General features: G+C 58.8%; 27 protein-coding genes, 3 tRNA genes and 1 pseudogene. 17 read left to right on the top strand and 14 right to left on the bottom strand.

Annotated elements, in window-relative coordinates; translation table 11 throughout:
• The first annotated feature begins 41 nt into the window (after window positions 1–41).
• From ON753_RS11145 to ON753_RS11120, 6 genes are read left to right on the top strand one after another with little or no spacing between them, the layout of a single operon-like run.
• Window positions 42–428, top strand: coding sequence for a type VI secretion IcmF C-terminal domain-containing protein (locus ON753_RS11145; RefSeq protein WP_265962584.1), 387 nt, complete (start codon window positions 42–44; stop codon window positions 426–428).
• A 3-nt stretch (window positions 429–431) separates the two neighbouring features.
• On the top strand, window positions 432–1124 hold the full coding sequence (gene tagF / locus ON753_RS11140) for a type VI secretion system-associated protein TagF (protein WP_265962583.1): 693 nt from the start codon (window positions 432–434) through the stop codon (window positions 1122–1124).
• Entirely contained in the window at window positions 1121–1888 is a 768-nt protein-coding gene (locus tag ON753_RS11135; RefSeq protein ID WP_265962582.1) for a PP2C family protein-serine/threonine phosphatase, read from the top strand. The genes tagF and ON753_RS11135 overlap by 4 nt, the downstream gene beginning before the upstream one ends.
• Window positions 1885–3771 (top strand): serine/threonine protein kinase, encoded by a 1887-nt coding sequence (locus ON753_RS11130; protein ID WP_265962581.1) that lies wholly within the window; start codon window positions 1885–1887, stop codon window positions 3769–3771. The genes ON753_RS11135 and ON753_RS11130 overlap by 4 nt, the downstream gene beginning before the upstream one ends.
• 31 nt (window positions 3772–3802) lie before the next feature.
• Window positions 3803–4225, top strand: coding sequence for an ExbD/TolR family protein (locus ON753_RS11125; RefSeq protein WP_265962580.1), 423 nt, complete (start codon window positions 3803–3805; stop codon window positions 4223–4225).
• A 47-nt stretch (window positions 4226–4272) separates the two neighbouring features.
• Complete coding sequence (locus ON753_RS11120) at window positions 4273–6012, top strand: hypothetical protein (RefSeq protein ID WP_265962578.1); 1740 nt, start codon at window positions 4273–4275, stop codon at window positions 6010–6012.
• On the opposite strand, the gene ON753_RS11115 is transcribed toward ON753_RS11120, so the two are convergent.
• The 3 genes from ON753_RS11115 to ON753_RS11105 form a co-directional block, all read right to left on the bottom strand.
• Window positions 5996–6703, bottom strand: a complete 708-nt coding sequence (locus ON753_RS11115; RefSeq protein WP_265962577.1) for a MotA/TolQ/ExbB proton channel family protein — start codon at window positions 6701–6703, stop codon at window positions 5996–5998. The two genes, ON753_RS11120 and ON753_RS11115, sit on opposite strands and share 17 nt — an antisense overlap.
• Window positions 6704–6735: 32 nt before the next feature.
• A complete protein-coding gene (locus ON753_RS11110; protein ID WP_265962576.1) occupies window positions 6736–7143 on the bottom strand; it encodes a hypothetical protein in 408 nt (135 codons plus the stop codon).
• A 94-nt stretch (window positions 7144–7237) separates the two neighbouring features.
• A complete protein-coding gene (locus ON753_RS11105; protein WP_265962575.1) occupies window positions 7238–7693 on the bottom strand; it encodes a DUF1036 domain-containing protein in 456 nt (151 codons plus the stop codon).
• Window positions 7694–7777: 84 nt separating this feature from the next.
• Here ON753_RS11105 and ON753_RS11100 point away from each other — a divergent pair, with 84 nt between their 5' ends.
• Window positions 7778–8260 carry an ExbD/TolR family protein gene (locus ON753_RS11100; RefSeq protein WP_265962574.1) on the top strand — a complete coding sequence of 161 codons (483 nt, stop codon included), beginning with the start codon at window positions 7778–7780 and terminating at the stop codon, window positions 8258–8260.
• Window positions 8261–8394: 134 nt separating this feature from the next.
• On the opposite strand, the gene ON753_RS11095 is transcribed toward ON753_RS11100, so the two are convergent.
• The gene (locus tag ON753_RS11095; protein ID WP_265962573.1) at window positions 8395–9939 is read right to left on the bottom strand and encodes a caspase family protein; all 1545 of its coding nucleotides are present in this window, start codon (window positions 9937–9939) and stop codon (window positions 8395–8397) included.
• A 475-nt stretch (window positions 9940–10414) separates the two neighbouring features.
• On the opposite strand from ON753_RS11095, the gene ON753_RS11090 reads away from it, so the two are divergent.
• Window positions 10415–11269, top strand: a complete 855-nt coding sequence (locus ON753_RS11090; RefSeq protein ID WP_265962572.1) for a hypothetical protein — start codon at window positions 10415–10417, stop codon at window positions 11267–11269.
• 46 nt (window positions 11270–11315) lie between these two features.
• Here the strand turns inward: ON753_RS11090 and ON753_RS11085 are convergent.
• Together ON753_RS11085 and ON753_RS11080 are read right to left on the bottom strand one after the other, a co-directional pair.
• Window positions 11316–11391: transfer RNA gene (locus ON753_RS11085), tRNA-Glu, on the bottom strand.
• A gap of 124 nt (window positions 11392–11515) precedes the next feature.
• A complete protein-coding gene (locus ON753_RS11080) occupies window positions 11516–11956 on the bottom strand; it encodes a VOC family protein (protein WP_265962570.1) in 441 nt (146 codons plus the stop codon).
• A gap of 55 nt (window positions 11957–12011) precedes the next feature.
• On the opposite strand from ON753_RS11080, the gene ON753_RS11075 reads away from it, so the two are divergent.
• The 5 genes from ON753_RS11075 (at window position 12012) to ON753_RS11055 (ending at window position 15434) form a co-directional block, all read left to right on the top strand.
• Window positions 12012–12776: an SIR2 family NAD-dependent protein deacylase gene (locus tag ON753_RS11075; protein ID WP_265962569.1), complete on the top strand. Its 765-nt coding sequence runs from the start codon at window positions 12012–12014 to the stop codon at window positions 12774–12776.
• A 152-nt stretch (window positions 12777–12928) separates the two neighbouring features.
• Window positions 12929–13510, top strand: a complete 582-nt coding sequence (locus tag ON753_RS11070) for a cold-shock protein (RefSeq protein WP_265962568.1) — start codon at window positions 12929–12931, stop codon at window positions 13508–13510.
• Between the two features lie 180 nt (window positions 13511–13690).
• Window positions 13691–14173 (top strand): DUF192 domain-containing protein, encoded by a 483-nt coding sequence (locus ON753_RS11065; RefSeq protein ID WP_265962567.1) that lies wholly within the window; start codon window positions 13691–13693, stop codon window positions 14171–14173.
• A gap of 225 nt (window positions 14174–14398) precedes the next feature.
• Window positions 14399–14475: transfer RNA gene (locus tag ON753_RS11060), tRNA-Pro, on the top strand.
• Between the two features lie 248 nt (window positions 14476–14723).
• Entirely contained in the window at window positions 14724–15434 is a 711-nt protein-coding gene (locus tag ON753_RS11055; protein ID WP_265962566.1) for a hypothetical protein, read from the top strand.
• Here the strand turns inward: ON753_RS11055 and ON753_RS11050 are convergent.
• Together ON753_RS11050 and ON753_RS11045 are read right to left on the bottom strand one after the other, a co-directional pair.
• The gene (locus ON753_RS11050; protein WP_265962565.1) at window positions 15406–15912 is read right to left on the bottom strand and encodes a hypothetical protein; all 507 of its coding nucleotides are present in this window, start codon (window positions 15910–15912) and stop codon (window positions 15406–15408) included. The genes ON753_RS11055 and ON753_RS11050 overlap by 29 nt on opposite strands.
• Window positions 15913–15937: 25 nt before the next feature.
• Window positions 15938–16171, bottom strand: a complete 234-nt coding sequence (locus ON753_RS11045) for a hypothetical protein (RefSeq protein WP_265962564.1) — start codon at window positions 16169–16171, stop codon at window positions 15938–15940.
• Window positions 16172–16635: 464 nt separating this feature from the next.
• Between ON753_RS11045 and ON753_RS11040 the strand changes: the two genes are divergently transcribed.
• Together ON753_RS11040 and ON753_RS11035 are read left to right on the top strand one after the other, a co-directional pair.
• Window positions 16636–16941 carry an ETC complex I subunit gene (locus ON753_RS11040; protein WP_265962563.1) on the top strand — a complete coding sequence of 102 codons (306 nt, stop codon included), beginning with the start codon at window positions 16636–16638 and terminating at the stop codon, window positions 16939–16941.
• Between the two features lie 142 nt (window positions 16942–17083).
• A tRNA-Arg gene (locus ON753_RS11035) sits at window positions 17084–17160 on the top strand.
• Window positions 17161–17516: 356 nt separating this feature from the next.
• On the opposite strand, the gene ON753_RS11030 is transcribed toward ON753_RS11035, so the two are convergent.
• On the bottom strand, window positions 17517–17768 hold the full coding sequence (locus tag ON753_RS11030) for a hypothetical protein (RefSeq protein WP_265962562.1): 252 nt from the start codon (window positions 17766–17768) through the stop codon (window positions 17517–17519).
• 220 nt (window positions 17769–17988) lie between these two features.
• Between ON753_RS11030 and ON753_RS11025 the strand changes: the two genes are divergently transcribed.
• Complete coding sequence (locus ON753_RS11025; protein ID WP_265962561.1) at window positions 17989–19944, top strand: BTAD domain-containing putative transcriptional regulator; 1956 nt, start codon at window positions 17989–17991, stop codon at window positions 19942–19944.
• On the opposite strand, the gene ON753_RS11020 is transcribed toward ON753_RS11025, so the two are convergent.
• Complete coding sequence (locus ON753_RS11020) at window positions 19936–20232, bottom strand: hypothetical protein (RefSeq protein ID WP_265962560.1); 297 nt, start codon at window positions 20230–20232, stop codon at window positions 19936–19938. The genes ON753_RS11025 and ON753_RS11020 overlap by 9 nt on opposite strands.
• A 100-nt stretch (window positions 20233–20332) precedes the next feature.
• Complete coding sequence (locus ON753_RS11015; RefSeq protein ID WP_265962559.1) at window positions 20333–20623, bottom strand: hypothetical protein; 291 nt, start codon at window positions 20621–20623, stop codon at window positions 20333–20335.
• A 263-nt stretch (window positions 20624–20886) separates the two neighbouring features.
• On the opposite strand from ON753_RS11015, the gene ON753_RS11010 reads away from it, so the two are divergent.
• Window positions 20887–22278, top strand: coding sequence for a YcaO-like family protein (locus tag ON753_RS11010; RefSeq protein ID WP_265962558.1), 1392 nt, complete (start codon window positions 20887–20889; stop codon window positions 22276–22278).
• Between the two features lie 136 nt (window positions 22279–22414).
• Here ON753_RS11010 and ON753_RS11005 read toward each other — a convergent pair whose 3' ends face one another.
• The 3 genes and pseudogenes from ON753_RS11005 to ON753_RS10995 all read right to left on the bottom strand — a co-directional run.
• Window positions 22415–22960, bottom strand: coding sequence for a CAP domain-containing protein (locus tag ON753_RS11005; protein ID WP_265962556.1), 546 nt, complete (start codon window positions 22958–22960; stop codon window positions 22415–22417).
• On the bottom strand, window positions 22960–23298 hold the full coding sequence (locus ON753_RS11000; RefSeq protein ID WP_265967289.1) for a metallophosphoesterase family protein: 339 nt from the start codon (window positions 23296–23298) through the stop codon (window positions 22960–22962). Before ON753_RS11000 ends, ON753_RS11005 begins: the two co-directional genes overlap by 1 nt.
• 232 nt (window positions 23299–23530) lie before the next feature.
• Window positions 23531–23779 (bottom strand): annotated as a pseudogene (locus tag ON753_RS10995) (metallophosphoesterase); the annotation flags it as partial.
• Between the last annotated feature and the right edge of the window lie 21 nt (window positions 23780–23800).

The raw sequence follows: 23800 nt of genomic DNA, 5'->3' as shown, positions 1-23800 counted from the left end.
TCCCCACGGGTAATGCCTTCCCGTCAATCGGCCTCCAGGTCGTGCCCCGTGCGCTGTCGCAACAGGCGGATGCCGCCAGTCTCGAGGTCAACGGCAACCTCGTTCTGGTAACACGCGGGCCCGGCTTCAACGCGGAGATCGAACCGTTGCCTGCCAGTTTCGACTGGCCGAGCAACACGGCGACACCACGTGTGGTTCTGGTGATCCAGCCTGAAGTGCCGGGATACAGGTCCCGTCAGGAGATCCATGGGGACTGGGCGTTCTACAGGTTTATCCAGTCCAACCGGGTCAGTTCCGATCCCAACAAATTCGTTGTCCGGGAAACCCTCGGCGGTCGTCAGGTTGCGTTCACAATTACGCTCCGAACGAAACCGAATCCGTTTTTCCTGTCTGCCGTGGGCGACTTCAGCTGCCCGACGAGCTTTTAGGCGATGGCAATCTCTTCCGGACGCCCCGGCTATTTCGGCAAGTTGCCGGCCCGGGCGGACTTTGTAACCCGGGCATGCCCGGCCGGGTTCCTGAGACTGTGGGAGGCGTTTCTTCTCAAGGGACTCGCACAGTCCAGGCTGGACCTGAAGGACACCTGGAAGGATGCCTACATGACCATGCCGGTCTGGCGGTTCCGGCTGTCGCCTTGTGAGACCGGCGGATTGCTGACCGGCGCGGTTGCCGGGGCGCTCATGCCGAGCATCGACGGCGTGGGGCGCGAGTTTCCCCTGACGATCGTCGCACCCTTCGATGCCGACGGGGTGGCCGCGGCGCCCGCGGATGCTTGGTATGATGAGGTTGAAACGGTACTGTTGAATGTGCTGGAGGACGGGGCCGCGCTTGAAGCGTTCCAGACGGCAGTGGCCCGCCTCGATCTTCCCGTTCCTGCATCGGGCCGAATGGAACTCGAGACGGACGGGGACCTTGCGGCGATGGCGGAGACGGAAGGTGAAGTCCGCTCCGATTTCTGGTGCCGGGCCGGGGAGGGGCACTACGCGTTCAGATGCTCCGGCCTGCCGGACGCAAACGCTTTTCGCTGGCTCTTACTGCCGGATGCTTATGGTTCGGCCGGCGAGGAGAAGGAAGAGGGTGGGAAATCTCGTGGGCTGTATCATCCGGAGGATAATCGGACATGATCGGAAGAGCACAGGAAGCCTTTCGGGGACATGCGGTCGGGGTCACCCATGTCGGACGGGTGCGGGAGGAAAACCAGGACGCCTATTATGTCGATGAGGGCAAGGGTGTGTTTGCCGTCATGGACGGCGCCGGCGGCATGAATGGCGGGGCGATAGCCTCCGGACTGGTCAAACAGTCACTGACAACCATCACCCAGCCGCGCAGCGCGGAAGATCTTCTGGAACAATTCGAGAGCCGCGTAATCGTGGCCAAGGACCGGATTGAAAACGCTGCCGAGAAAGCCGGTGGCGGCGCGATGGGAACGACGATCGCGGCCCTGCTGACCTACGGAACGAACTTTGCTTGCGTGTGGGCCGGCGACAGCCGGGTCTACCGGCTCCGCAACGGACATCTGGAGCAATTGACGACGGATCACACGGAAGCCCAGGAACTGATCGACCAGAATGTTCTGACGGCGGAAGAGGCCAGGTCCTTCGCACGGCGCCACGTGATCACGCGTGCCATTGGCTCCGGACTTGAACTGGAACTGGAAATGGTCTCCGGCAATCTCAGGCCGGGCGACAGATTTCTGCTGTGTTCGGACGGTTTGACCGGACATCTCGACGACACGGTGATAGGAACGTTCCTGATGAACGGAGCTCAGAATGCCACCGCGCAAAGCCTTTTGAACGGAGCTTTGGATGGCGGGGGAACGGACAACGTGACCGTGGTCCTCGTGGACATCGACCGCGTCTCCGCAGGTGAAGGAGAAGCGAGCAGATGAAGCCTGGTGACAATCTGCTGCCGGCGGGAACGAGACTGAACAATCTTTACGAGATTGAAGAGCACATTGCCGACGGCGGCATTGGCACGGTTTACCGGGCACGGGACGTGGAAAGTGGCGACCCGGTCGCCATCAAGGTGCTCCTGGCAAGCTTTGCCAGAGATCCAATGATCCTCGACCTGTTCAAACGCGAAGCCAAGATCCTGCGCAAGCTGAAGCATGATGCGCTGACGCACTACTTCGTTTTTGCCAAGGAGCCGACGCTCGGCATCTACTATCTCGCGATGGAATTCGTCAGTGGGCCGTCTCTCAGCCAACGGCTTGAAGCCGGTCCGCTGGAGCCGGAAGCCGTCTACCGGCTTCTTCAGCGGGTGGCCTCCGCGCTCCAGGCTGTCCACGACCGGGAGGTCATTCACCGCGATCTTTCACCGGACAACATAATCCTGCAAAACGATGATGTCGGTCAGGCGAAGATCATCGACTTCGGAATTGCCAGGGCCAATACCGGCGGGCCGACGATCATCGGCGACGGTTTTGCCGGCAAGATCAACTACGTCTCTCCGGAACAGGTCGGCATTTTCGACGGAAAGGTCACTGCCCGCAGCGATATCTATTCGCTCGGCCTGGTGATCGCCGAGGCGTTGACCGGTAAGCAGATCGACATGGGCGGCACCCAGGCGCAGATCGTCGACAAACGCCGCCACGTCCCCTCTCTGGAAGGCATGGACATCCGGTTCCGGCCCTTGCTTGAAGCCATGCTGCAACCCGATCCCGCGAACAGGCCTGCCACCATGGCGGAGATTGCGGAATGGACCCTCGGGGCGCCGATGATGCGCCAGATGCCGGACAAGACCATCATCAGGCCGTCAGGACCATCGCCGGAGCAATCCGCACTGGACGAACCTCAACAACCGGCAAGATGGGGCCGCCGGATCCTGGTCGCGCTGTCCTTGTTGGGATTCGCAGGTGCAGGAGCGGGCGGCGTGTATTTCCTGGTCGGCCAGAATGTGCCGGAGGTCGTGCAGCGGCCCGTGCTGGTGGCGCCTCCACGGGACAATGCGCCCGACGTACCGATCAAGCCGACCAATCTGCAACCGGATGACACAAAACCGGAGACGGGAACCGGGGCCAATACCGTTCCCGAAATCCCCACGCAGCCGGTGGACGAAAGCAATGGCGGACAGCCGCCTGTCGCGGATGATCCGGTAATCGAGGATGGTCCGCCGGAGGTCATACCCGCACGGGAAGAGCCGCCGGAAGAAGTCGCGCCGGAAGATCGGATCCGGAATTTCGTCAGCAGCTACCAGGCAGGGGACTGCATGTATCTGCAGCCGGTCAGGATCGCCAGTCGCATAGCGGAAATCGAAGGCTTTGCCTCAAGAACGCCGCCCTTCATCTCCTTTGACAGCGATTTCACCCAATCGCAGGGGTTCGAAGCGAAGATCCAGGTCAACCTCGTCAGTGATGAACAATGCCCGGCAATCGCCTTTTTGCGGGCGACGCCTCAAGGCAGCGCGAAAACCAAGTTGCACCTGGATATGCAGCGGACGGTCGTCCCGAACGGCGAAAGCATGGCCGGTCGCATCTCCGGATATGACCCCTCGACCGGCGGACTGGGGCTCCTTTTCGTCGGCAGCAAGGGAGAGGTCACCAACCTGTCTCCGTATCTCCAGACGGACGATGGCGGCGCAGGTTTCGTCATCCCGCTGAATCTCAAGACCGCCGTCGAAGAAACCGGTCTGGTCATTGCCATGGTCGGCAAGGATATCACCTCGACCCTGGCAAAGCGGCAGGAAAAGCAGGCGGAGCCGTTCTTTGAAAACCTAATGCGGGATGTACCGGTCTTGCGGGCGACCGCCACGACAGTCAAAGTGGTGCCGTAAGCAACAGCGGGAATGCGATCGCGAAACAGGCATGAAGCGTTATACGAAACCGATCCATGTGCCTCAGGTGGTGAAACACCGGGCGGCGGACAGCTCGCTGGCGCTGATCAACGTGGTGTTTCTGCTGCTCATGTTTCTGCTTGTGGCCGGAACCTTGAAACCGGCATTGCCAGAAGACTTTTCCTGGGCGGAAACCACTGCCGATACGGGCAGCGGCAACATCCAGGGCAGTCTGGTTCTGGCGCAATCCGGTGAGGTGTGGCTCGAGGGCAGGCGGCTGGATGCCGCGCTGGTCGAGGCCTATCTGGAGGAACTGGCCGGGGTCACGGACCGACTGTCGATCCAGGTCGACAAGCGCACCAGGATGGAAGCTGTCGCCAGCCTCGCTGACAGGCTCAGGGCAAGCGGCATCCGGCATCTGACCCTTGTGACGATCGAGGCGGATCAGCCGTGACTGCAGCGGTCTATAACCGAAATGAGCAAGTGGGAATTCCCGCCTACATGTGGCCGGTCGTCCTCGGCGCGTCTGTTGCCATCCACGTTTCGGTGCTGATTTACGGTCTTCCAGATATGTCCTGGCTCACGGAGAAAGAGCCGCCGCCGCCCGAGACAGAACTTATCATCGAAAGTGGCGGCTTCACCTTCGAGCCCGTTGCCGCCATTGAAACCGTTCCGACACAAAAGGCGGTTCCCGAAGCGGTGCCGACAGTTGCCCCGGTGGAAACACCTCTCCCTGTCAGGCCCCAGACGACCGCCGTTCCGGTCCGTCCGGCCCAAAGTGACGCCGTGCAGGCGGTGAAACCGGACGCAGCGTCGCTTGAGATCTCACAGGCCACTGTTATTGAAGAAACGGCAGACGCCGCCATCGTCCAAACGCAGGAAGCCGCCGAAAGCGCCGCGCCGCTGAAGGTCGAGGCAACTCCGGACAATCAGACGATTGCCGCCGTTGAACCGTCGCCGGTGGAGAACCAGGTGTCGACGCCTGCCGCTTCCCCGGTTGCTGCCCCGGTTCTCCCGGCACAGAGCAGCAGCCCGATCAGCCGTATCACTGCGCCGGATGCGGTGGAGGTTGCCGTTGTCAGCCCTGTGGCACGGCCGTCTACTGGCACAGGTGTCCGCGTTCAGGGGACTGACGTACCGTCGGTGTCTGTGCCGGTTGTCCAGTCGCCGGCTGCGAACAAGGTGACAGGTTCCGGGGCACAGCAGGTCACGGCATCGTCTGTTCAGGCAGCCAGGATTGATGCCTCGTCTGCAACGACCGTGAACGTAACCGGCAACGCGGTCACGTCAGCGAAGCCCGCTCCAACGCCGGCAAATCCAGTGGCAAAAGCGCCTCAAAAGGTCGCCGCCAGCAGCGTGCAGCAGGGTGGGGCCGTTTCCGTTGTCAGGCCGCAGATCGGGGCCGGAACGGTTCAGGCCGTCAAGCCCCTGGAATCGCAGGTCGCGGCGCTCCGGCCGGCCGATGATGAACCGGCCGCCATCGCACCCGCGCGGCCGGATGCCTCTCAAATTCCCGCCGCGCCCCAGGCATCCGTACCGGCGGCAAGCGTTCCGCCGGTGGAGCTCGCCAGCATCGACCCTCTCGCAAAGGTCACGTCCTATGTGGCCAATTATGATGTCGGCGCGTGCGCGCATCTGACGGTAACCTCGGCGGGCTCGGAAAGTGCCGCTGTGACCGCCTACGGGATGGGCATTACTCCAATCGCCATGTTTGACCAGAGGTTCGCGGCAGATCACGGCTATGAAGCCAACGTCGAACTGCGTCTTGTGACCCAGCAGCAATGCGCCCTGCTGGATGCACTGGGTCTGTCCGAAGGAATTGAAGCCGCCGATCTGGTGGAACTCGACAGGACGGTTGTGCGCAGCGGAGCAAATGTTTCCGGTCTTGTTCAACGAGACTTGCCCCTGGGCCGCATCGCGGCCGCGGAAGCTGCCGGTGTCGAGTTGAACGGAAAGGGGCCGCCGGAACTCTATCTGATCGATGACGGCGGACGGATCCACGACGGCCGGGACTATATCCTGCCCGAGTCGAATGCCATGACTGCGGGAAGCTGGCGCTTTTCGGTGCCGGTCACGCTCATGTCGAATGCAGAGAGCGAGACCGCCCTTGTGCTTGCAATCTGGAACCGGCCGAAGGCCAGGCAGCCGGCACGGTTCGATACGCTCCCGGCCGAGCGGATCGCCAGCGTCCTTGCCGAGCCGGGCGTCTACTCGCTCGCTGCTTTCAAAGTGTCGCGTTAGGGGCTCTTGCGGTTGCGGCATGTTCCGCCAGTTGCGGAGCCCCGGCGCCGGCCGTGAAGACGCCCGTCAGAAGCACTTCGAGCGTGGCCCGTTCCTTTTCCAGCCGCGTTTCGAACCACGTCACGGCGACGGAGACGGGCATGGCGACGGCAAGGCCGCAGGCCGTCGTCAGCAGCGCAACCCAGATGCCGCCGGCAAGCGAAGCCGGATTGGCCGAGGAGCCCGACTCCTGCAGCGTCTGGAAAGTCTCGATCATGCCGAGGACCGTGCCGAACAGGCCGAGCAGCGGCGCAATCTGTGTGACCAGATCCAGAGCCTTCAGCCAACTTGCCAGGGCGAACAGGCGGTCGGCGGCCCGCGCCGAAATCTCCTCTCTCAGCCGTTCCTCCCTGATGTCCCGTTCCTGGGAGGACATCGGCTGCTGATCCAGCAACTGGATGGCGTCCATGGCGCCGCGCACGAGCGCTCCGGACAGGGAGCGGTCTTTCAGAAGGTTCTGCGACGCCTTGCTTCTCTCCCCCTTGCGCCACTGGGCAACCGCACGCCGGACATGGCCGTGGCGTCCCACACGGGCACTTGAAAACTGGAACGCCTTGGCGAGGATCACCGCTAGCGCGGCGATTGAAATGCCCAGCAGGACAAGGACGACTGGTCCTCCCAACTGAAGCAAAGAGGAAGATGTCTCAACCATGCGGCCGAAATTCCCTAAATTGATGCAATGCCTCAGTCACCGAACTCGATCGGTGTGCGGTTCTTCAGTTCCAGGAGGTCCGGACAGTAAACATCGGTAATGCTCGGCGGCACGCAATTGAGGACATCGTTTATGTGAAGGCGGGAAATGCTGTCGCACGCCTTTCCGGCAAGGTCGAATTGCAGAACCTTGGTCTTGCCGGCTGAAATGCGCGAAAAATCGAGGCGGAGAAACTGATCGACCAGCCCCTCCGTGTTGAAGGCGACGATTTCCAGGCCGAGTTCGTTAATCGGCCGCTCGAGACCGTTGGTGGCGATGATTGAAAGACGGCAGCCGCCGTCCTGCGTCGCTTGAACGTGATTGAGCTCAAGTCCGATCTTGCCGGTCACCTCCTGGGCCGCACCGGGTGCGGCGAATGACAGGGAAATCAGTCCAAGCATGAAAGTTCGAAACATCAAGCGCATTAGCATCCCCCAGGTAACGCTTTGGCCGTGGTTCCGGCGATGGCCGTTCGTCCGTCATCCGGAACCGGTATCAATCATAGGACAGGAGCACGGTCCAATCCGGCGCTCCTTCGGTTTCGATCTGAAAGAAATCCGCTTCGATCAGTCCCCGCTGCCAGCACTGATCGCCATCATACAAAACGAATTTTTCTTCGCGAATGCAAAGGGTAATGTCGCCGGCTAGCCGGCTTTCGCTGAATCCATCGGCGACGTGAAGATAGTAACGGGCGCTCGAAAGCGGCTCCTGGATTATCTGACTGCAGGCATTGGAGGTGATCGTCCACCATCCTTCGGTCCGCAAGCCCTCATCGGTTTCGTAGCCGATCGCCACGTTCACCAGGTCGACAGATCCGTTGCAGACACGAAGACCAGCCTCTGCAGCGCGGGGAATGACCAGAGCGATGCCGATGGCGGCGATCCCCGAAAAGACCTTCAGCCAACTGATCCGGAGATCGAAGGTCTTCGTGTGGAACTGGGCAATCCGCATCGTGAAGCAGAATCCAAATGGCGTTCTTCATTGACACGCTACGGAAATGCCGGCGCGTGGTCAATTTCCCATTAGCGATTGCGATTGCACAAAAACTACAGTTCAATCGGCATCGACCGTATTATCGAAACAAATGTCCATCCCATGATCTCGATCCACAGTCCAACGGGAAATCGGCGGCGGATTCCGCTAACGCCGCTGATCGACGTGATCTTCATCCTGGTCATGTTTTTCCTGCTGTCATCGACCTTTGGCGTCTGGCGACCGCTGGACGTCTCGCTCGGTCCGGAGAGAGAGGGGGAGGCGGCTACGCAGTCTCCGGCGGGCGCCCCCGCGGTCCTTATTCTCGTGCGCACGGACCAGGCAAACGGTGGAACGCGGATTTCCGTAAACGGGATTGATGTGCCCCTCGATAACCTGGCCGGCGAGTTGGACAGGTTGGCTGGTCGCGGTGCCGAAGATGCCGTCCTTGTTCCAGCTCGCGGGACCAGCTTCCAGCAGGTGGTGCGGATACTGGACGAGGCAAGGTTGTCTGAGATCAAGAGGGTGAGCCTGAAACTGGATTAGCGGCTCCGAATGCAGGCAGCGGGAATCAAACGTGCGGTTGAAAAAAAGCCCGGCAAGGTGCCGGGCTGATGATGCTGACAGGACTGTTGGATCGTCAGTGCCCGGCAAGTTCCGGGCACTGTTTGCTTCGCGGTTCAGCGGCCGATTGCGCCACCGAGGATGCCACCAACGACGCCGCCGATGAACGCGGCACCGGCCGGGTTGAAGGTACCGCCATTGTTGGTGTTGGTGGCGGGCGCCGGTTGGCGCTGAGGAGCAGTCGTCTGACGCGTAGGGGTCGCACTGCGTGACGCGGCTGCCTGCTGCTGCTTGCGCCGGATCTCAGCCATGTACGCGGTGTACTGCGTGGCGGTCTGGGTGGTCAGCAACGCGTACTGGGCTGCCGTGAAATAGCCGGTCTCGGGCATGCCGTTTGCGGCCTGCCATGAGGAGACGCCGGACCGGGTTTTCGGACCGAAGGCACCATCGGGACGGCCAACATCGTGACCTGAAAGATTCAGGCGGGTCTGGACCTCACGCCGGTCATTCCGGCTCCAGCCGAGAGTGGATTCGGTCGCGTCCGTCCCGGCAACCCCTACCTGCGGATCGGGGAGTTTCGCGGCTTCAGCCTGGGCGCCGGTTCCGGCCGCTGCGGAGGGATCTACCGAGGCAACCTGGGATTTGGTTTCCAGCCGTTTGATTGCGTTGCGGGCAAAACCTGCGAAAGTGCCACTCGGATAGCCTTCCAGGTAGGACTTATAGTCCGCAACCGTGTCATTCGACTTGACGGTCTCCCAGACCAGCTTTTCCTGTTCCCAGGCAATGGCGGACTGGGTATTCGCATTGACCGCCGCCTGGTTGACTGCCGAGGCCGGTGCGGTGGTCGCGGCATTTCCAAGCGAGGCAACTTCGGTGCCTTCAGCCGTGGCCTGCTTGTTCAGGAACACTTCACCGATCAGCGAAGCGTTCACCCAGGGACGCTGGCGCTTTTCGGTCTCTTCATAGACGTCGCCGGTCACCCGGGTCATCACGGTCTGGATCGAGACATTCGGCGTATCGATATGCCGGATGAGCGCGGAGGTGAATGGTGAATTGTCGCCGTCGCCGTCCAGGGCCACGTCGCCGGGGCTGGTGGCGAACGCGATGACGGAACCTTCGCCGCCGGTTTCCTCGGTCCTGATTTCAGCGAGTCCTGACCCGATGTTGGCCGAACGACTCGGGCCCATGCGGCGCGCCAGAGTTCGGGCCAGCGGATTGTCGCGGCACGCATCCAGGAACACCATCTGCACCTTCACGTCTTTCGACATCTGGCGCAAGATGAAGTCGACGGAGATGGTTTCAAAATCGAGAGATGTTTCGTCTTCGATCTTGGCGTCGACCGGAATAAGAAGGTTTTGGCCAGCGATCTGCATGCCGTGCCCGGCATAAAACAGGAGCGCAACCTCGGCACCATAGGCTTTCTTGGCGAACTCCATAACGGTACGACGCATTTCGCTGTATGTCTGGTCCTGGCCCGCCACAACCTCGAAACCGAGTGCGCGCAGTTTTCCCGCCATCTTCTGTGCGTCATTGGCGGGGTTGGGAAGGGTTACCGTATGCTCGTAGGCGCCATTGCCGATAATCAGGGCAACGCGCTTTGCCAGTGCCGGGGCAGTTCCTGCAATCAGAATTGCCAACACGGCGATTATTCGTTTGAACATGTCCTGTCCTCTCGTCGATCAATATTTCCTGTCGGTTTGACCGATCTTCACTCGAGGTCTGTGTCCTCTTGAGACCAGGATTACCTCGAGCAGCAATTTGGTTCTGTAATGCGTGTCACAGGAACTCGACTTATAAAAAACTGCCCCCACGACAGATAAATGCGGCCCGACCACGGGCCGGTTCAATTGCCATCACTCAAAACAAGGCGATATAATAGCTAATTCTTCCGATGAACACCATTACTAACGCCTAGCTTCCGTGTCATTTTATACAGGTTGGTTTAACAAGCCGTGCCGCGTCGGTGCTCGATTTGGTCTTCATGGGCAAGACGCGGGAAACCTTTCCGCTGCTCAGGGGCAACCACACTTGAGAAGCTGAACTCAGTGACGAGCGTCACGGTCGCATGAAGGCACGTTTTGCTATGCTGCTATCCGTTGGCAGGTCGGACCGGACCTGGTTTCAGAGGAGGCCGACATGGCCGGAAATTCGGATATTCTCAAGCACATGCTTCCCAGGCATGTCGGCGTCTTCAAGTCCGCGGCGCGGCTCTACAACGTGGCAATTCTCGTCAGGCGGACCAATACCGCCTCCCTTCAGCACATCGGCCAAAGCTATGCCAGCCCGAAGCGTCTGGACTGCAAGGCCAAGACAGCGGATTTCGACGTCGCGCCGAAAGGGTGCCGAGTGCCGGAGAGCAAGCGTGGCTGCATCGCCGGGCTGGTGGTCGATCCGGGGATCGTCGGTGAAAGAGCCTACACGGATGGCAAATATGTCAAGGCGTTGGAGGCGTGGCGCGCATTCTCCGGTCAATTGCGTCCGGAAATGTCTTCCCATGAAAATCAAAAGCAATTCACCTACGTCCCGGGCGGCGGACTGTATTTTGTCGAACGCAATCCGGAGGATCCGTATTTTGGCTGCGTGAAGTTCACGTCCAGTTCGCTGATAACGGCCGGAAAGTGCATTCACGGCGATTTCGATCTGTACGGTATCGTCGATATGGAGGCGCCGGGGCAGATTGTCCGGGTCAAGGAGGAGAGGCTGGGTCAGACCCACGCGCGCTCGCCGAAATTTTTCGACGTCCAGAATTTCGTCAACAGCAGGATCGGCGTGACCATGGTTCTGCACGGCTCTCAGGAAACCTATGCCTCCAGGCACGAAGACGATGATCTGGACGTGTTCTTTCCCGACGGTCGGGTCGACTATGCGGGTCCGTCAGCGGCGAGCATTACCCAGTTCTATCAGCGGGAATTTCCCGGCAGAACGTTGTTTCGCAAAGATGAGGCGGCACAGCAGGTCCAAGGCCGCTACATTTCTCCCGGCAGCGCCTGAGACCGGATATTCTGGTCAACGTGTGTGGTCTGAAGGGGGGAGAAATTGGCACGCCCAACGGGACTCGAACCCGTGTTTCCGCCGTGAAAGGGCGGCGTCCTAGACCGCTAGACGATGGGCGCGCGGTCGACGCGGTTGCGTCGTGGGGAGGCTTATAGGCGGGAATGGTCTTGCCCGCAAGAGCCTTTGAAACAATTTTTTGCAGGCCCGGATTACCGGACCTGCGCTTGTTGAAAACTGCCCGAGTTACCACTCGCCGACATTTTTCATGGACGCCCAAGGCTCTCTGATTTCAAGAGCTTCGCCCTTCTGCAGGATCTCGATTGAGATATTGTCCGGCGAACGAATGAAGGCCATGCGGCCGTCGCGCGGGGGCCGGTTGATTGTCACGCCGCTGTTCTGCAGGTTTTCGCAGTACTCATAGATATTGTCGACCTCGTAGGCGAGGTGGCCGAAGTTGCGTCCGCCGGAATACTCTTCCGGATCCCAGTTGTAGGTCAGCTCAAGAAGCGGGGCCGAGGCGGCCTCCGCAGACGCAAGATCTTCTGAGGCGGCCAGGAAGACCAGCGTGAAGCGACCCTTTTCGCTTTCGTTCCGGCGGACTTCGGTCATGCCCATCTTGTTGCAATAGAAGTCGAGGGAGTCTTCAATACTGGTTACGCGAACCATCGTGTGCAAATAACGCATAGCTTATCCTGTTCCTCGATCGAGGGGTTCTTGAAAAAGATCATCGGACCCATCCATGACACTCATCACCAGCCTGCCCGAAGCTCAGCGATTTGTGGCACAATTCCTGGACGGCTCCAACCGGCGGATCGTCGCTCTGACCGGCGCCGGTATCTCGACTGACTCCGGCATCCCGGATTTCCGGTCTCCCGGCGGGATATGGTCCAAACGCCAGCCTGTTCAATACCAGGAATTCGTCGCCCATGAGGAAAGCCGCATGGAGGACTGGGAGCGCCGGTTTGAGATGCTGGACTTCTTTGAGCGGGCGGAGCCGAACGCGGCTCATATTGCTCTCAGCAAGCTGGCGCGGGCCGGCCTGCTAAGGATGCTCATCACGCAGAATGTCGATGGCTTGCACCAGGCAGCGGGAATTGACGAAGACCGTCTGATCGAAATCCATGGCAATTCCACATATGCAACCTGCCTGTCTTGCGGGGAGAGGGCCGGGCTCGAAGAGCAAAAGCCCCATGTGCAGGAGGGCAGGAGCCCGCTCTGCGTCCGGTGTGGCGGCTATTTGAAGGCCGCGGTGATCAGTTTCGGGCAGCAGATGCCGGTCAGCGAACTCCAGAGAGCCGCCGAAGCGGCGCAGGACTGTGACCTGTTCCTTGTGCTGGGCTCCTCGCTTGTCGTGCAGCCGGCAGCACAACTGCCCGCCATTGCGGTCGACTGCGGTGCTGAACTGGTGATTCTCAACGGTCAGGAAACGCCGCTCGATTCGCTGGCTTCAACCATCATCCGCACCCCTTTGGCCGAGACGTTCGCGAATTTTGGCCTGGAATAGGCGGAAATATTGCAAATGGCCTGTGGTTAGTTCCACAATTTCCCTTCTCGCAATAATACGCAATGTTATCCTTTTATTAGGAATCGACTGAATGGTGAGTCGTAGTAGCGCCTCCAGTCGAATATTGCGGACCAGAGACGGGACAAATGGCTATGGGGGTTAAAACCGCACGGGAACCCCGCGCACTCGACACACTGGCAGAAGATGTTGCTCTGGATGTGTTCGAGATTGCCGGAACGATTAAATGGTTCGATGTCGGTAAGGGTTACGGCTTCATTGTGCCGGATCGCGGCGATGGCGACATCCTGCTTCATGTGACGTGTCTCAGACGCGACGGCTATCAGACCGCCTATGAGGGGGCCCGGGTCGTCTGCGAGGTCCTGGACCGGCCGCGCGGCCTGCAGGCGTTCCGCATTCTTTCCATGGACGAGACAACGGCAGCGCATCCCTCGCAACTGCCTCCGTCGAGAACCCACGTTCAGGTTGTTCCGGAAAGCGGGTTTGAGAAGGCGACCGTAAAGTGGTTCAACCGCGTGAAGGGCTTCGGCTTTCTGACACAGGGCGAGGGAACGGAAGACATCTTCATACATATGGAGACCCTCCGCCGCTTCGGCATTACCGAATTGCGGCCCGGCCAGGACGTTCTCGTGCGTTTCGGCGAGGGGCCGAAAGGCCGAATGGCTGCGGAAATCAGGCCGATCGGCGCCGGGACGCATATCCCCGCATCCCATTGACGGCGACAAATCGTTGGCACAGCCAGGTCGGCCGGACATGATCCGGCCGTTTTGTTGTTCGCAATTCCGCCGGCCTGAGGGATCGTTAATTCCGGGACCAGGCTGCCCGGTCTTGCAAAAGCCTGAAATCTGCCGGATCAATGCTGGGTAAGGGCATGCGGACGAACAAGGGTTGTCACAATGATTTCACGCTTCTTTCTTGACGCCATCTTTGGTTTCACGCTTTGTCTTGTCGTTCTATTTCCCTCGTTTTCCGCAACGGCGCAGACGCCGCAGACAGGCCTTCCCACGGAAGACCTGGTGATCCGGTCCGCAGAGCAGGAACATCGTTTCGTCGCGGAAATCGCCGCAACCAGCGAGCAACGCGCGCGCGGGCTCATGTTCCGGGAGGAAATGGCCGCCGATCACGGCATGCTTTTTATCTTCGAGGGGGAAAGCAACCGAAGCTTCTGGATGAAAAACACGCCCCTGCCTCTCGACATCATCTATATCGACGCCGCTGGCCGGATTGTCAGCATTGCCGCCGACACGACGCCCTTTTCCGAAGCAGTCATCCCGTCGGGGGCACCGGCCCGGTTTGTGCTGGAGCTGAACGCAGGAACCGCGGAAAAGATTGGTATCGAGAGGGGCGACCAGGTCTCCAGCCCATCCATGAGCGAGTAGACGCAAGATCATCCGGCGGTCATGGCATGTCGCCGACCCCAATTGATAGGGCAGGGCCGGTATGGCCCCATTCGAATGGTCCGGCGGCTCGACGGACCAAGATCACTCTTCGGGACAATTTCGAGACTCGTTTGTCCCGAACTGTTCACAAATGCCCGCTGCTCCCGGTTCGTTCGCTCTTGACGCAGGCGTTCGGTGTCTATAAATCCCCTGAAACCAGCAGTTCGGGGCATAGCGCAGCCTGGTAGCGCATCTGGTTTGGGACCAGAGGGTCGCAAGTTCGAATCTTGCTGCCCCGACCATTTTCTTTCCAATCATTTTCCTCACGGCGCCTCGAAGCGCATCCGGATGTCGTGTTGCATGGTTTCGGGCAGATGCGACATGGAAGTCGCTCTCTCCTCACCGGGTGCAAATGCCGGGATAACTATGGGGAAGCTGCACGCGTGCCCTTGTGCAACCTCTCGAGCCATAACACTCTGTTTGTCCGAAAATTTTTTGATCTTCGGGGGAGGCGCTGCGCTTATACCCGCCGCGCATTGGGCAGGGGCATATGTTTCCGGATCCAAATGACCAGGCCACTCTGGATGTTTCGGCTGCGATCGCCGTATTACAGTCCAGGATTTCCAAGCTCGGGCTCACCTTGAAGGAAAGCGCGGATTTCGATCTGTTCGAGAAAACGATCAGGGCCACTGAAGACAGATACCTGATGGAGGACTTCTCCCCGCGTTTTTTCGACCTGCACGGAAAAACCGCGTTCTGGGTGGGGGCCTATAACAGCCACGACAATGTCGTCTCGGTCCAGGCCGCCAAAGTCGAAGAGCTCCAGGATCGCAGCCTTGCAGAACACTGGCAGCAGCAGCAGCGGCGCATGTTCGTGGACCCGAACCCTCAGGCGCGAATTGGAACCACGCATGCGCACGACGCTTATTTCATGCGCGGCAGGATTGTTTACCACGGCAATCTGTGGCTGCGTAAAGACGTTCGCGGGCAGGGGCTCGCGGAGCCTTTGACCCAACTCGGCTTCCTGCTGTCGCTTCTGAAATGGTCGCCGGACTATCTGTACGGCCTGATGGCGGCAAAGAGCGCCGAAAAGGGCTTTGGAATCCGGGTCGGCTACCGCCGCTTCGTTCCCAGAGGAACACATTGGGAAATTGCACCGGGCCACATACGGCACGACGACTGGCTGGTCTATTCCACCCGCGCCGATCTTTTCGGCCTGGCGAAAACCATTCTCAGAACTTCCGGTGAAGATCCTGAATGATGCCGAGATAGGCGCAGAACCTGTAGTCCGATTTTAGGGACGGGCGCATGGCGATGATCAGGCGCTCAAAGGCCACTTCGAACTTCCCGCCGTTTACATCGACCAATGTCCTTGCATAGCCGTAATACGGCGTACCGCTGAGCGCATGGCGGTATCCTTCGGCCGAGGCCAGTTCAAGCTGCGGGTCGGGAGTCCGAAGCGCGGGACCGGTGCCGGTAGGGGTCGCCCAGTCTTCTCCGAAGAGTTCCCTCTGACCGCACTTGCCTCCGACATAGAAGATCGGCGGGGGCGCGTCGCTGGACATCTTGTCCGAGCACAGGCTCAGATGCGGCAGGAAGGGTTTCAGCTTTTGCTGCACTTCCTCCGGCCTTGCGGACATGACGGCTTCATAGAATTCAGACAGCAGCGGATCCGCCAAGCCATGTTCGATGGTCTTGGTTCCGAGTTCTGTGAAAACTGTGTCGGGACGTGTCAGCACGGTCTTTCGAAGCCCAGAGTTAAACTTACCGGTCGAATGCTTTCAGGAGCAGCGACATGACATTCAGGAATTCATCGCGTTTTTCAGGCGACAGTTCCTCAGGAGTGGACGCGGCATAATCCAAAGCCAGAATCATGTCCCACATCTCGGTGAGATTAGCCTTGTCTATGGCCGCTTTGAGGTTGACCGGTACTGTCGCGCTTGGTTGCACGTGCTCCGGAACATAGGCACCAAGACCTCTCGTAAATCCATATTGCATCAGCGTGCCCTGTTATTGTGGTTCTGGCAACTTGCCGTGTCTTTCACGCGGCAAATGCAGCGGCTACCTGTTCCAGTCACAGCGTATCCGGCAAATGCGGATGCCTGTTTCGGTTAAAATGCACGAAAATCACAAGTCAAAATAATTCAACCCGATCGCAGATTGTGCGAATTGTTTTCAGAGCCGTGACCTTTGCGCGGACAGCGGGCACGCTTGCCGTGTATTTGGCGAAGTGACCCTAGGGGACTTGTAGCATAGGTTGCATTGGGACGCCATGTCACAAGATCGTCATATTCACAAGTTCCGAAGTATCGTTAACGCAGGATTGCCGGGATCCCGTAATTGTCCGCAGGCCCTTGATTAGGCGTGGCATCGTCAAAACGGTGTTGACTTCCTTGGAAAAGGCGGGAAAAAGCTCCTAGGAGAAGTCGTCAATCTCCGGAACCTATTTAGGGACACTGCACATGGTCGCGCGCATTTACCGTCCGGCAAAAACCGCCATGCAGTCAGGCAAGGCGAAGATGCATCGCTGGGTGCTGGATTACGAGCCGGAAGTCGCGAAATCCGTCGAGCCGCTGATGGGGTACACGTCGTCTACCGACATGAAGCAGCAGATCAGGCTCTATTTCGACAGCCAGGAAGACGCCGTCGCCTATGCCAAGCGACACGGCATTCCGTATCGCGTCGAGAAGGTGCACGAACGGCAAGTCCGCGGTGCGGCTTATGCGGACAATTTCAAGTTCAACCGGGTCGCTCCCTGGACCCACTAGGATTGGCCAGAGGCTGATCCAAGTCTTTCCCGGTGCCCGAAGGGATTGGCTGTTGAAACCGGCAAAAGCGGATCGACACAGGCAAAACTTTTGGCGCATTAATGGGGCTGCGGGCAGAAGAGCTGCCCCGACGCCCACACCGGGCCCCGTAGCTCAGCCGGATAGAGCACTCGCCTTCTAAGCGAATGGTCGCAGGTTCGAATCCTGCCGGGGTCGCCATTTTCTTCGTATTGTTGTTGTAAAACAATCGCTTAAGGGAAGATGCGGGAGCGTTGGAGCGCTAGCTGTGGGAGTTCCCTTTCCGGTCCAAAAGAGCGCCGTGCTCGAGGCCTATTTTCTTCCGCTTTGCCTTCCTAGTGTACAGGCTTGCCATGCTCTCCGAGGTCCAGCCAGAGATCGCAACCATCTGTCCCGTTGTCGCCCTGCGATCGGCGGCAAGCACCGCGCCAGCTTTTCGAAGGCCGCGCGCGCTTGGGTCGATTTCCCGTCAACTGCGCCTAAACGCGTTGAACAAGAAAATACCGGCCTCCTCGCGGGGAAGAAGCCGGTGTTTGCTACTGCGATTCTCGGACCGTTCAAGCGGACTCGGATTTGTTTGCATTGTGCTGGCCGACCATGATCGGCGTGACTTTGGTCTTGAGAATCATGTCCAGGTCTTCAGACCCGTCTTCCAGGGACTGCAGCGCCATATCAAGGAAGTAGGAGCAGAACGTCCGTCCGTCTTTGTCCGCTTCCTTCTTGGTGTAGCGGATCATCCGTTTGATCGCTTCAACCGCATCCTGTTGTTGAGCTTCTGAGAATTCCGGTTTGCCAACTGTCTTAGACATACTACTTACCCACCAGTATTAAGTTTGCCGTTTGCAGCACCGCTGCCGTGACCATCCGCAAAAAGCATGCAGTTGCAGCGTGAAAGGAGCGTGATAAAGTGCTGTTGTGTTTTCGGCATCGTGATATTCGCGGTTGCGACACCACGCTGCCGGGATTGTGTAATCCAAATACGGGGAATTGATGGCAAACGCTTCCTGCTTCGCTTGCCTAGGGCGACCTTTGCTGCTCAGCAAAAGTCAGGAGCCTGTTGCGGTCAAGACTCGTAAAGCTTTGGCCATACTGGGTTATTTGAGCCGAATGGGGGGTATGGCTGCGCCGAGAGAGACGCTGGCCGATCTGCTATGGAGCGGTGCGGACCGGCACAAGGCGATGCAGTCCCTGCGTCAGGCTCTGCGCCAGCTGAAAACGGCCGAGCAGGAAGCGGGAATCGACATCGTCCTATCTTCTTCCGGTCATGTTCAGCTCAACGGCGCGGTCTTCTCGTCCGATCTGATCGAGCTCTTCGCGCGATTGAAAAAGGGCCGGGCCGTGGACTTTCGCGAAGCCGAAGATCTTTGGCGCGGCGATTTTCTGGCCGGCTTTGAGGATATCGATCCGGAGTTTTCCGATTGGCTGATGGTCGAGCGTGAACGTGTACGCTCCGAAGTGACATCCGCAGCGTTCCAGCATCTTAACGATATCAGAATCAACGACGGCGGAATGCAGGTCGAGGCCGGTGGACGGTTCCTGTTGAGGGTCGATCCCGCCCTGGAGTCGGCGCACCGCGTTCTAATCCGTCTCTACAAAAAACTGGGGCAACATGACCGGGCCGAGCAGCAGTTCAAAGACTGCGAGCGCGAATTGCGGTTGCATTTTGATGTCGAACCGGAGCCCGAAACACGCGAACTCCTGGAGGAAAAGGAAGGCGATGCCTGGCGGCCGCCGACTTACCGGCTGGCGGGCGAAGTCGGGCCGATTCCATCATTCCTTTCCAACAGCGAAAATGTCGTCCGTCTGCCCGAGATTTCGATTATTTCGTCATCGATCCAGAAGCAGGGCCTGAACGATGCGCTGCATCTGCGTGAAGAAGTCGTATCCGGACTTTCCTCGTTTCGTTCGTTCGATCTGTTCCAGGCCGAGTACTTCACCGAGGGGGATGTTCCAAAACCGACGCTGGTCGAAGGCCATGAACTGGGCAGCTATTTGCTCCGGTTCAGGCATGACGAGCGCTCGGGAAAGATCGTCATTCAGTTCGAAGACCGGACCAGTGGTCAAATCGTCTTCAACGAGATTGTCGATCTAAGTCTTTGGAATGGCATTACATCCGTTGCCAGTCAGATCGTAAGTCGTATCCATGTTCATGCGACGGGGCGGCTCCGGAATCCTGCCAATACCTCCGCATTTGCGCGCTGGTGTCAGGCGGAAGCATTGTTGTGGGACTTCACGCCGCAATCGGACGAGAAGGCGATGCGGCTTCTCGATGATCTGGAGCGGACCAATCGCAACTTCTCGATGACATATGCCGGCAGGGCATCCATCATCATGAAGCAGGAACTGCATTTTCCGCTCCATGACAGAACAACGTCTGATGGCCTGAGCGGTCTGTTGGATATGGCGGAACGAGCCATCGTTCTCGATCCTTGGCAAGCGGTCAACCAACGGGTTTACGGCTGGGCGCTTATCCTCTCCAACATGCCCGGAGAAGCCCGAAGAGCCTTTCAGAATGCCGGACGCTTGAGTTCTGCAGATCCGGCGAATTTGATGTCGGTTGCGGAGGGGCTTGCGATTTCCGGGGATGTTGGCGAAGCACGGGCCACTGCCGAGCGTGCATTCTCACTATTCTCATTCGTTCCAAGGGTTTTCTTTGAGTATCTTGCAAACATTCACTTTGCGGCAGATGACTACGACAGCGCAATTCGTGAGATCGAACGAGGCGCAGGAGTAAGCATCGGCGGACTGACAACACGGATTGCAGCACTTATTTGTTCCGGACGACGGGAAGAAGCAGTGCAGACCCTGCACCGCTTTGGTGACCATCGCGCGTCCCTGCTCAAGAATTTGCCCCAGTCAGCGAAAGATCCCGAAAACTGGAGACGACGGGTCAATTTTTTCCAGGATGCGAGAGTCCGCGCTAACTTTGATAAGGGAGCCGCTCTGGTGCAGAGCTTCTTGTTCGAAGGCAGTGGGTCAATTTAGCCGTCCGTCCGTTACTAGGTTCGACAGTGCGGTCAGGTATTCTCGGTTCGAAGACTGAAGCTTGCGTTCGTTCAAGCGAAATGGAAGTGCAATGCATTTCGCGCCCGGCATTTGCTCGACAACCTTGAATCTGAGCAGTTCCGTTGCCTGTGGCGGAAGACCTGCCGACCTGAGAACCGACTTGGGATCGTTGCGCAATTGCTCAGCCAGTTCGGGGTTCAAACTTGCCGTTGCAAGCAGTCTGCCAAGGGCACTCACATTCTTCGCGTAATACGGAAAGCGGGCCATTTTCGCCTCCTGACCTCGAAGGGTGCCCATCTTTGCCGGTGGGCAGCAAAGATGGGCAAGAGCGCTGAAAGATTCAGCGCTGCTTATTCAGAACGGACAATTATTCCGGGAGATCGTCGTAGAAACAGGTGCCAAGTGCGAGCCTGCCCAGTTCCTCGAAATAGGCTTCATCACCTGCCGCAACGCGGTCTGCGTCGACGTTCGCCGGAATGATCAGATGCACCAGATCCGCTGTGTCGGCATAGATCGTCAGATCGGACTTCGCGCCGATTTCACTCAGCGCTTCAGCCGGATTTTCGACCAGACGGGCACGGGCCGTAGTATCCTGAATCATGGCACCAAGTTTTGCGCCGATTTCCAGATCTCTTTCAGAAGCTTTATGGACGTGCATGGCGTGTCTCCAGAAGTTGAAGTTGCATTCTGTCTTAGCTGGTGGTCGTATGGTCATCCGGCTAATCTGAAATAAGTCAAACTTTAGTAAAAACTCTAATGCAGAGCGTCTGTTGCTGCTGAGTGACTTCTTTCATGGGTAAAGTATGACCGAAATTGGCCTTGTCTCAATAGTAGACGTCGCAATTTACGGGAAGTGCAATTGCAGGCTGAGTGAAAGTATTTCGCGGTTACTTGAGAGGGGTCCGTATGGAAGGTGAGGTAATGCACCTACATCTGGGTAAAGACGGCGGAGACGTTCATCTGCCAGAACCCGTGGCGGCTGATCTGATCCGGGCGGGATTGCTGGTGCGTGACGGAAGCGAAGACGCAGGGCGTTTGCGGATGACAGATGCGAGTCTGTCCATTTTTTTGCCGTTGTTGACGGCCTTTAATGTGAGGTTGGTGCCGGTCGCCAGGGAGGGGTGTCCGGTTTACTTCTGCTCCGGAATCCTGAAAGCCGCTCCGGGCACTGCCAATGTGAGCGGGAATCGAACAAGCGCCATCCCGGCTGGCGGGCAAGGTGCGGCGGCTATATATGCAGCCCTTAGTTGTCTTGGCGAGATTTCGGAACGTCTAAGTCTTTGCACTCATGGCATCAATGATAGCCGGATTCTGGTTAAGGAGAATCTCCAACCGGAAGTTGCGTTTTCCCGGCTGCTGGGTCTAAGCAGAAATCAGGAACAACAACTGGCCGGGAACATGCGACTAAGGGGAGTCGTGTCGGATGATAGGCCGGACTGGGAAGGTCTGTCGGAACGCAGGATCCAACTTCGATCGATCGATGGACGCGCAACCGCGCAATTTCCTAGTTTCGGCGTTCTGTTCAACGAAATGGAACTGATCGGCGTGCGCGGGATTTCGCTCGCCTCGAGTGCCGGCTGCGCAGTTTGGCGTGACCTCGGTGGGGCGCGCGAGCGGGCATTGCTGGAACTCGTTGAGCGCGATGCGGTCGCCCAAGCCTGGTACAACCGCCTGGGGATAACTTCGTTGAATAGGGCGTTCTTGCGCGAGATTTTGCCCGCTCCGTTGTTTTCATTCTTGGCCGATCGGCGACGGCATTGGAGCCTTTGCCTGGCGTCTACCGATCTCGATGCATTTGTAGTCATGGCTTTGTCCCATGACGACGGCGGTCGCCGTGCCGCGCTGGGGACGTCAGCGGGATGGGACATCGCTTCGGCGTGCGAAAGCGCAATCCAGGAGTTGCTCCAGTCGGAATACGCGTTGGAGCTGATGGAGAGAGCTCATCCGGAGACAGGCCGCCCGGGTCAATCGTCGTCGCCGGTGCCACGTCAACTGGCTTATGCCAGGCATGGGAACATCCTTGAGGATTTGCCTCTGCCGGATGCGCCTGCTGCCGACGAACGGCAGCTCCGACGAACCGCCAGCTATGAGAACCTGCTGCAATCCTGTTTCGACAAGGGCTTGGAGATCTGGGAGTTCGATGCAACCCGTCAGGACCTGAACATACCCTGTATCAAACTTCTCTCATCGGATCTGTGCAGCTGGGAGCCCCGGTTTGGCAAAAAAAGACTGTTTGAAGGTGTCGTTCAGCGCGGCCTTCGTGCGACGCCGGCAACGGAAGCCGAATTCGCCGCACGCCCTTTTCCCTTCTGACGATTTGACAGCTGGCGCGCGGCGGGATAGAGAAATATGACTCTTGCATTCAGGTATTTGAGTGCCGGATGTCCGGATGAGACTGGGTCATCCGATCTCTGGAAAACTTTACGGGCGGGGGAAACCCCGCCATTTTTTATCTCACGACGACCGGGCGCCCGTCCGCATGGGGCCGGGCGAGGGTCATGACCCAGAAATTGCGCCATTTGCCCGTGTTCCGGTTGGTTCGGGCAATCCCGACGCGGGTCACATACGAATTAAGCAGGTTCCTGTTGTGCCCTTCCGATCCCTGCCAGCCACGGAAGGCGGCGGACAGGTCGGCATAGCCGGCACCCAGGTTTTCGGCGGCCGCGTAGTTTGCATATCCAGCCTTGTCCAGCCGCTGCGACAGGCCGAACGCACTGTGAGCCCAGGTATCCATGCTGTCGCGCCCTGCGATGTGGCGCGCCATCTTCTGGGAAACGGCATCCAACTCCGGATCATGTCTGATCTCCGGCAGGCCGTTCTGTTGTCGATAGGCATTGATCATGGCCACCATCTGGCCCCTGTCGACGGGCTGGTCCGTAAGAATGGTTCGTTCTTCCATGTCGCTCGGCAGGACGCTGCAGGCGGCGATTGTCCATGCAGCCAGTCCGACCGTAAGGGCGACTTTGAACTTGTTTGCAAGGCCCGGAACGCGCATCAGGCTTCATCTCCCGGCCAGACGACGCCATCATCGGCGAAGAAGTGATGCGGTCCGGGGAAAGCCTCGACATAGGCCATGTGGGATACGACTCCCGTCCGCTGCGAATAGTAGTGGAGGAAGTAGGCGGCCGGTTCAAAGTTGAACAATGCCGGGCCGTTTTCCGTCAGATCCAGAACCACTTGGTGACTGGTGCTCGGCGAGAGGGTCATGACCTTGCCTGCAAAGCTGGCGATGATCGGTCTGTGCAAATGCCCGCAAAGCAGCCGTTCGACGTGATCGTGCGGCGCAATCACTTCCGCGAGCGCCTCGGCGTCGCTGAGGCCGATATCGTCCATATGGGTGATGCCTGAAAGAGCCGGCGGATGGTGAAGGGCGATGAGGGTCGGCTTTGTGCCTGCACGGAGCGTCGAGATCGAGCCAGGCGAGCTGTTCCGCCCCGAGTTCCCCTCCGGCTGCACCGGGCAGGTGCGTGTCGAGAGCGATCAGCTGAACGTCACCGATATCCGCCGTGTACGAGATTTTGCCGGTTCTGCTTTCCGCAAAGCCTGGAAAATCCTGCATGGCCTCACGCATCCCGGCGCTGCTGTCATGATTGCCGGGGATCAGATAGACCGGCATGTCGAGACGGGAAAGCAACTCCCGCGCAACTGCATATTCGCGCGGATCGCTTCCGTCCGTCAGATCTCCTGTAATGACCAGGGCATCGGGTTTCGGAGTGAACGCAAGCAGGGACCGGATCGCGCGTTCGGCCAACATGTTCGTATCGGAAACCCGGTAACACGCCAGGCCCCTCGGGCGCAGGTGCAGGTCCGTCATATGGGCAATCAGAGTCATACA

The organism is Roseibium salinum (assembly GCF_026240905.1).
In the GTDB taxonomy this organism is placed as follows: Bacteria; Pseudomonadota; Alphaproteobacteria; order Rhizobiales; family Stappiaceae; genus Roseibium; species Roseibium salinum.
The sequence above is the reverse complement of the archived record's forward strand: the minus strand, read 5'-3'. Positions and strand labels throughout refer to the sequence as shown.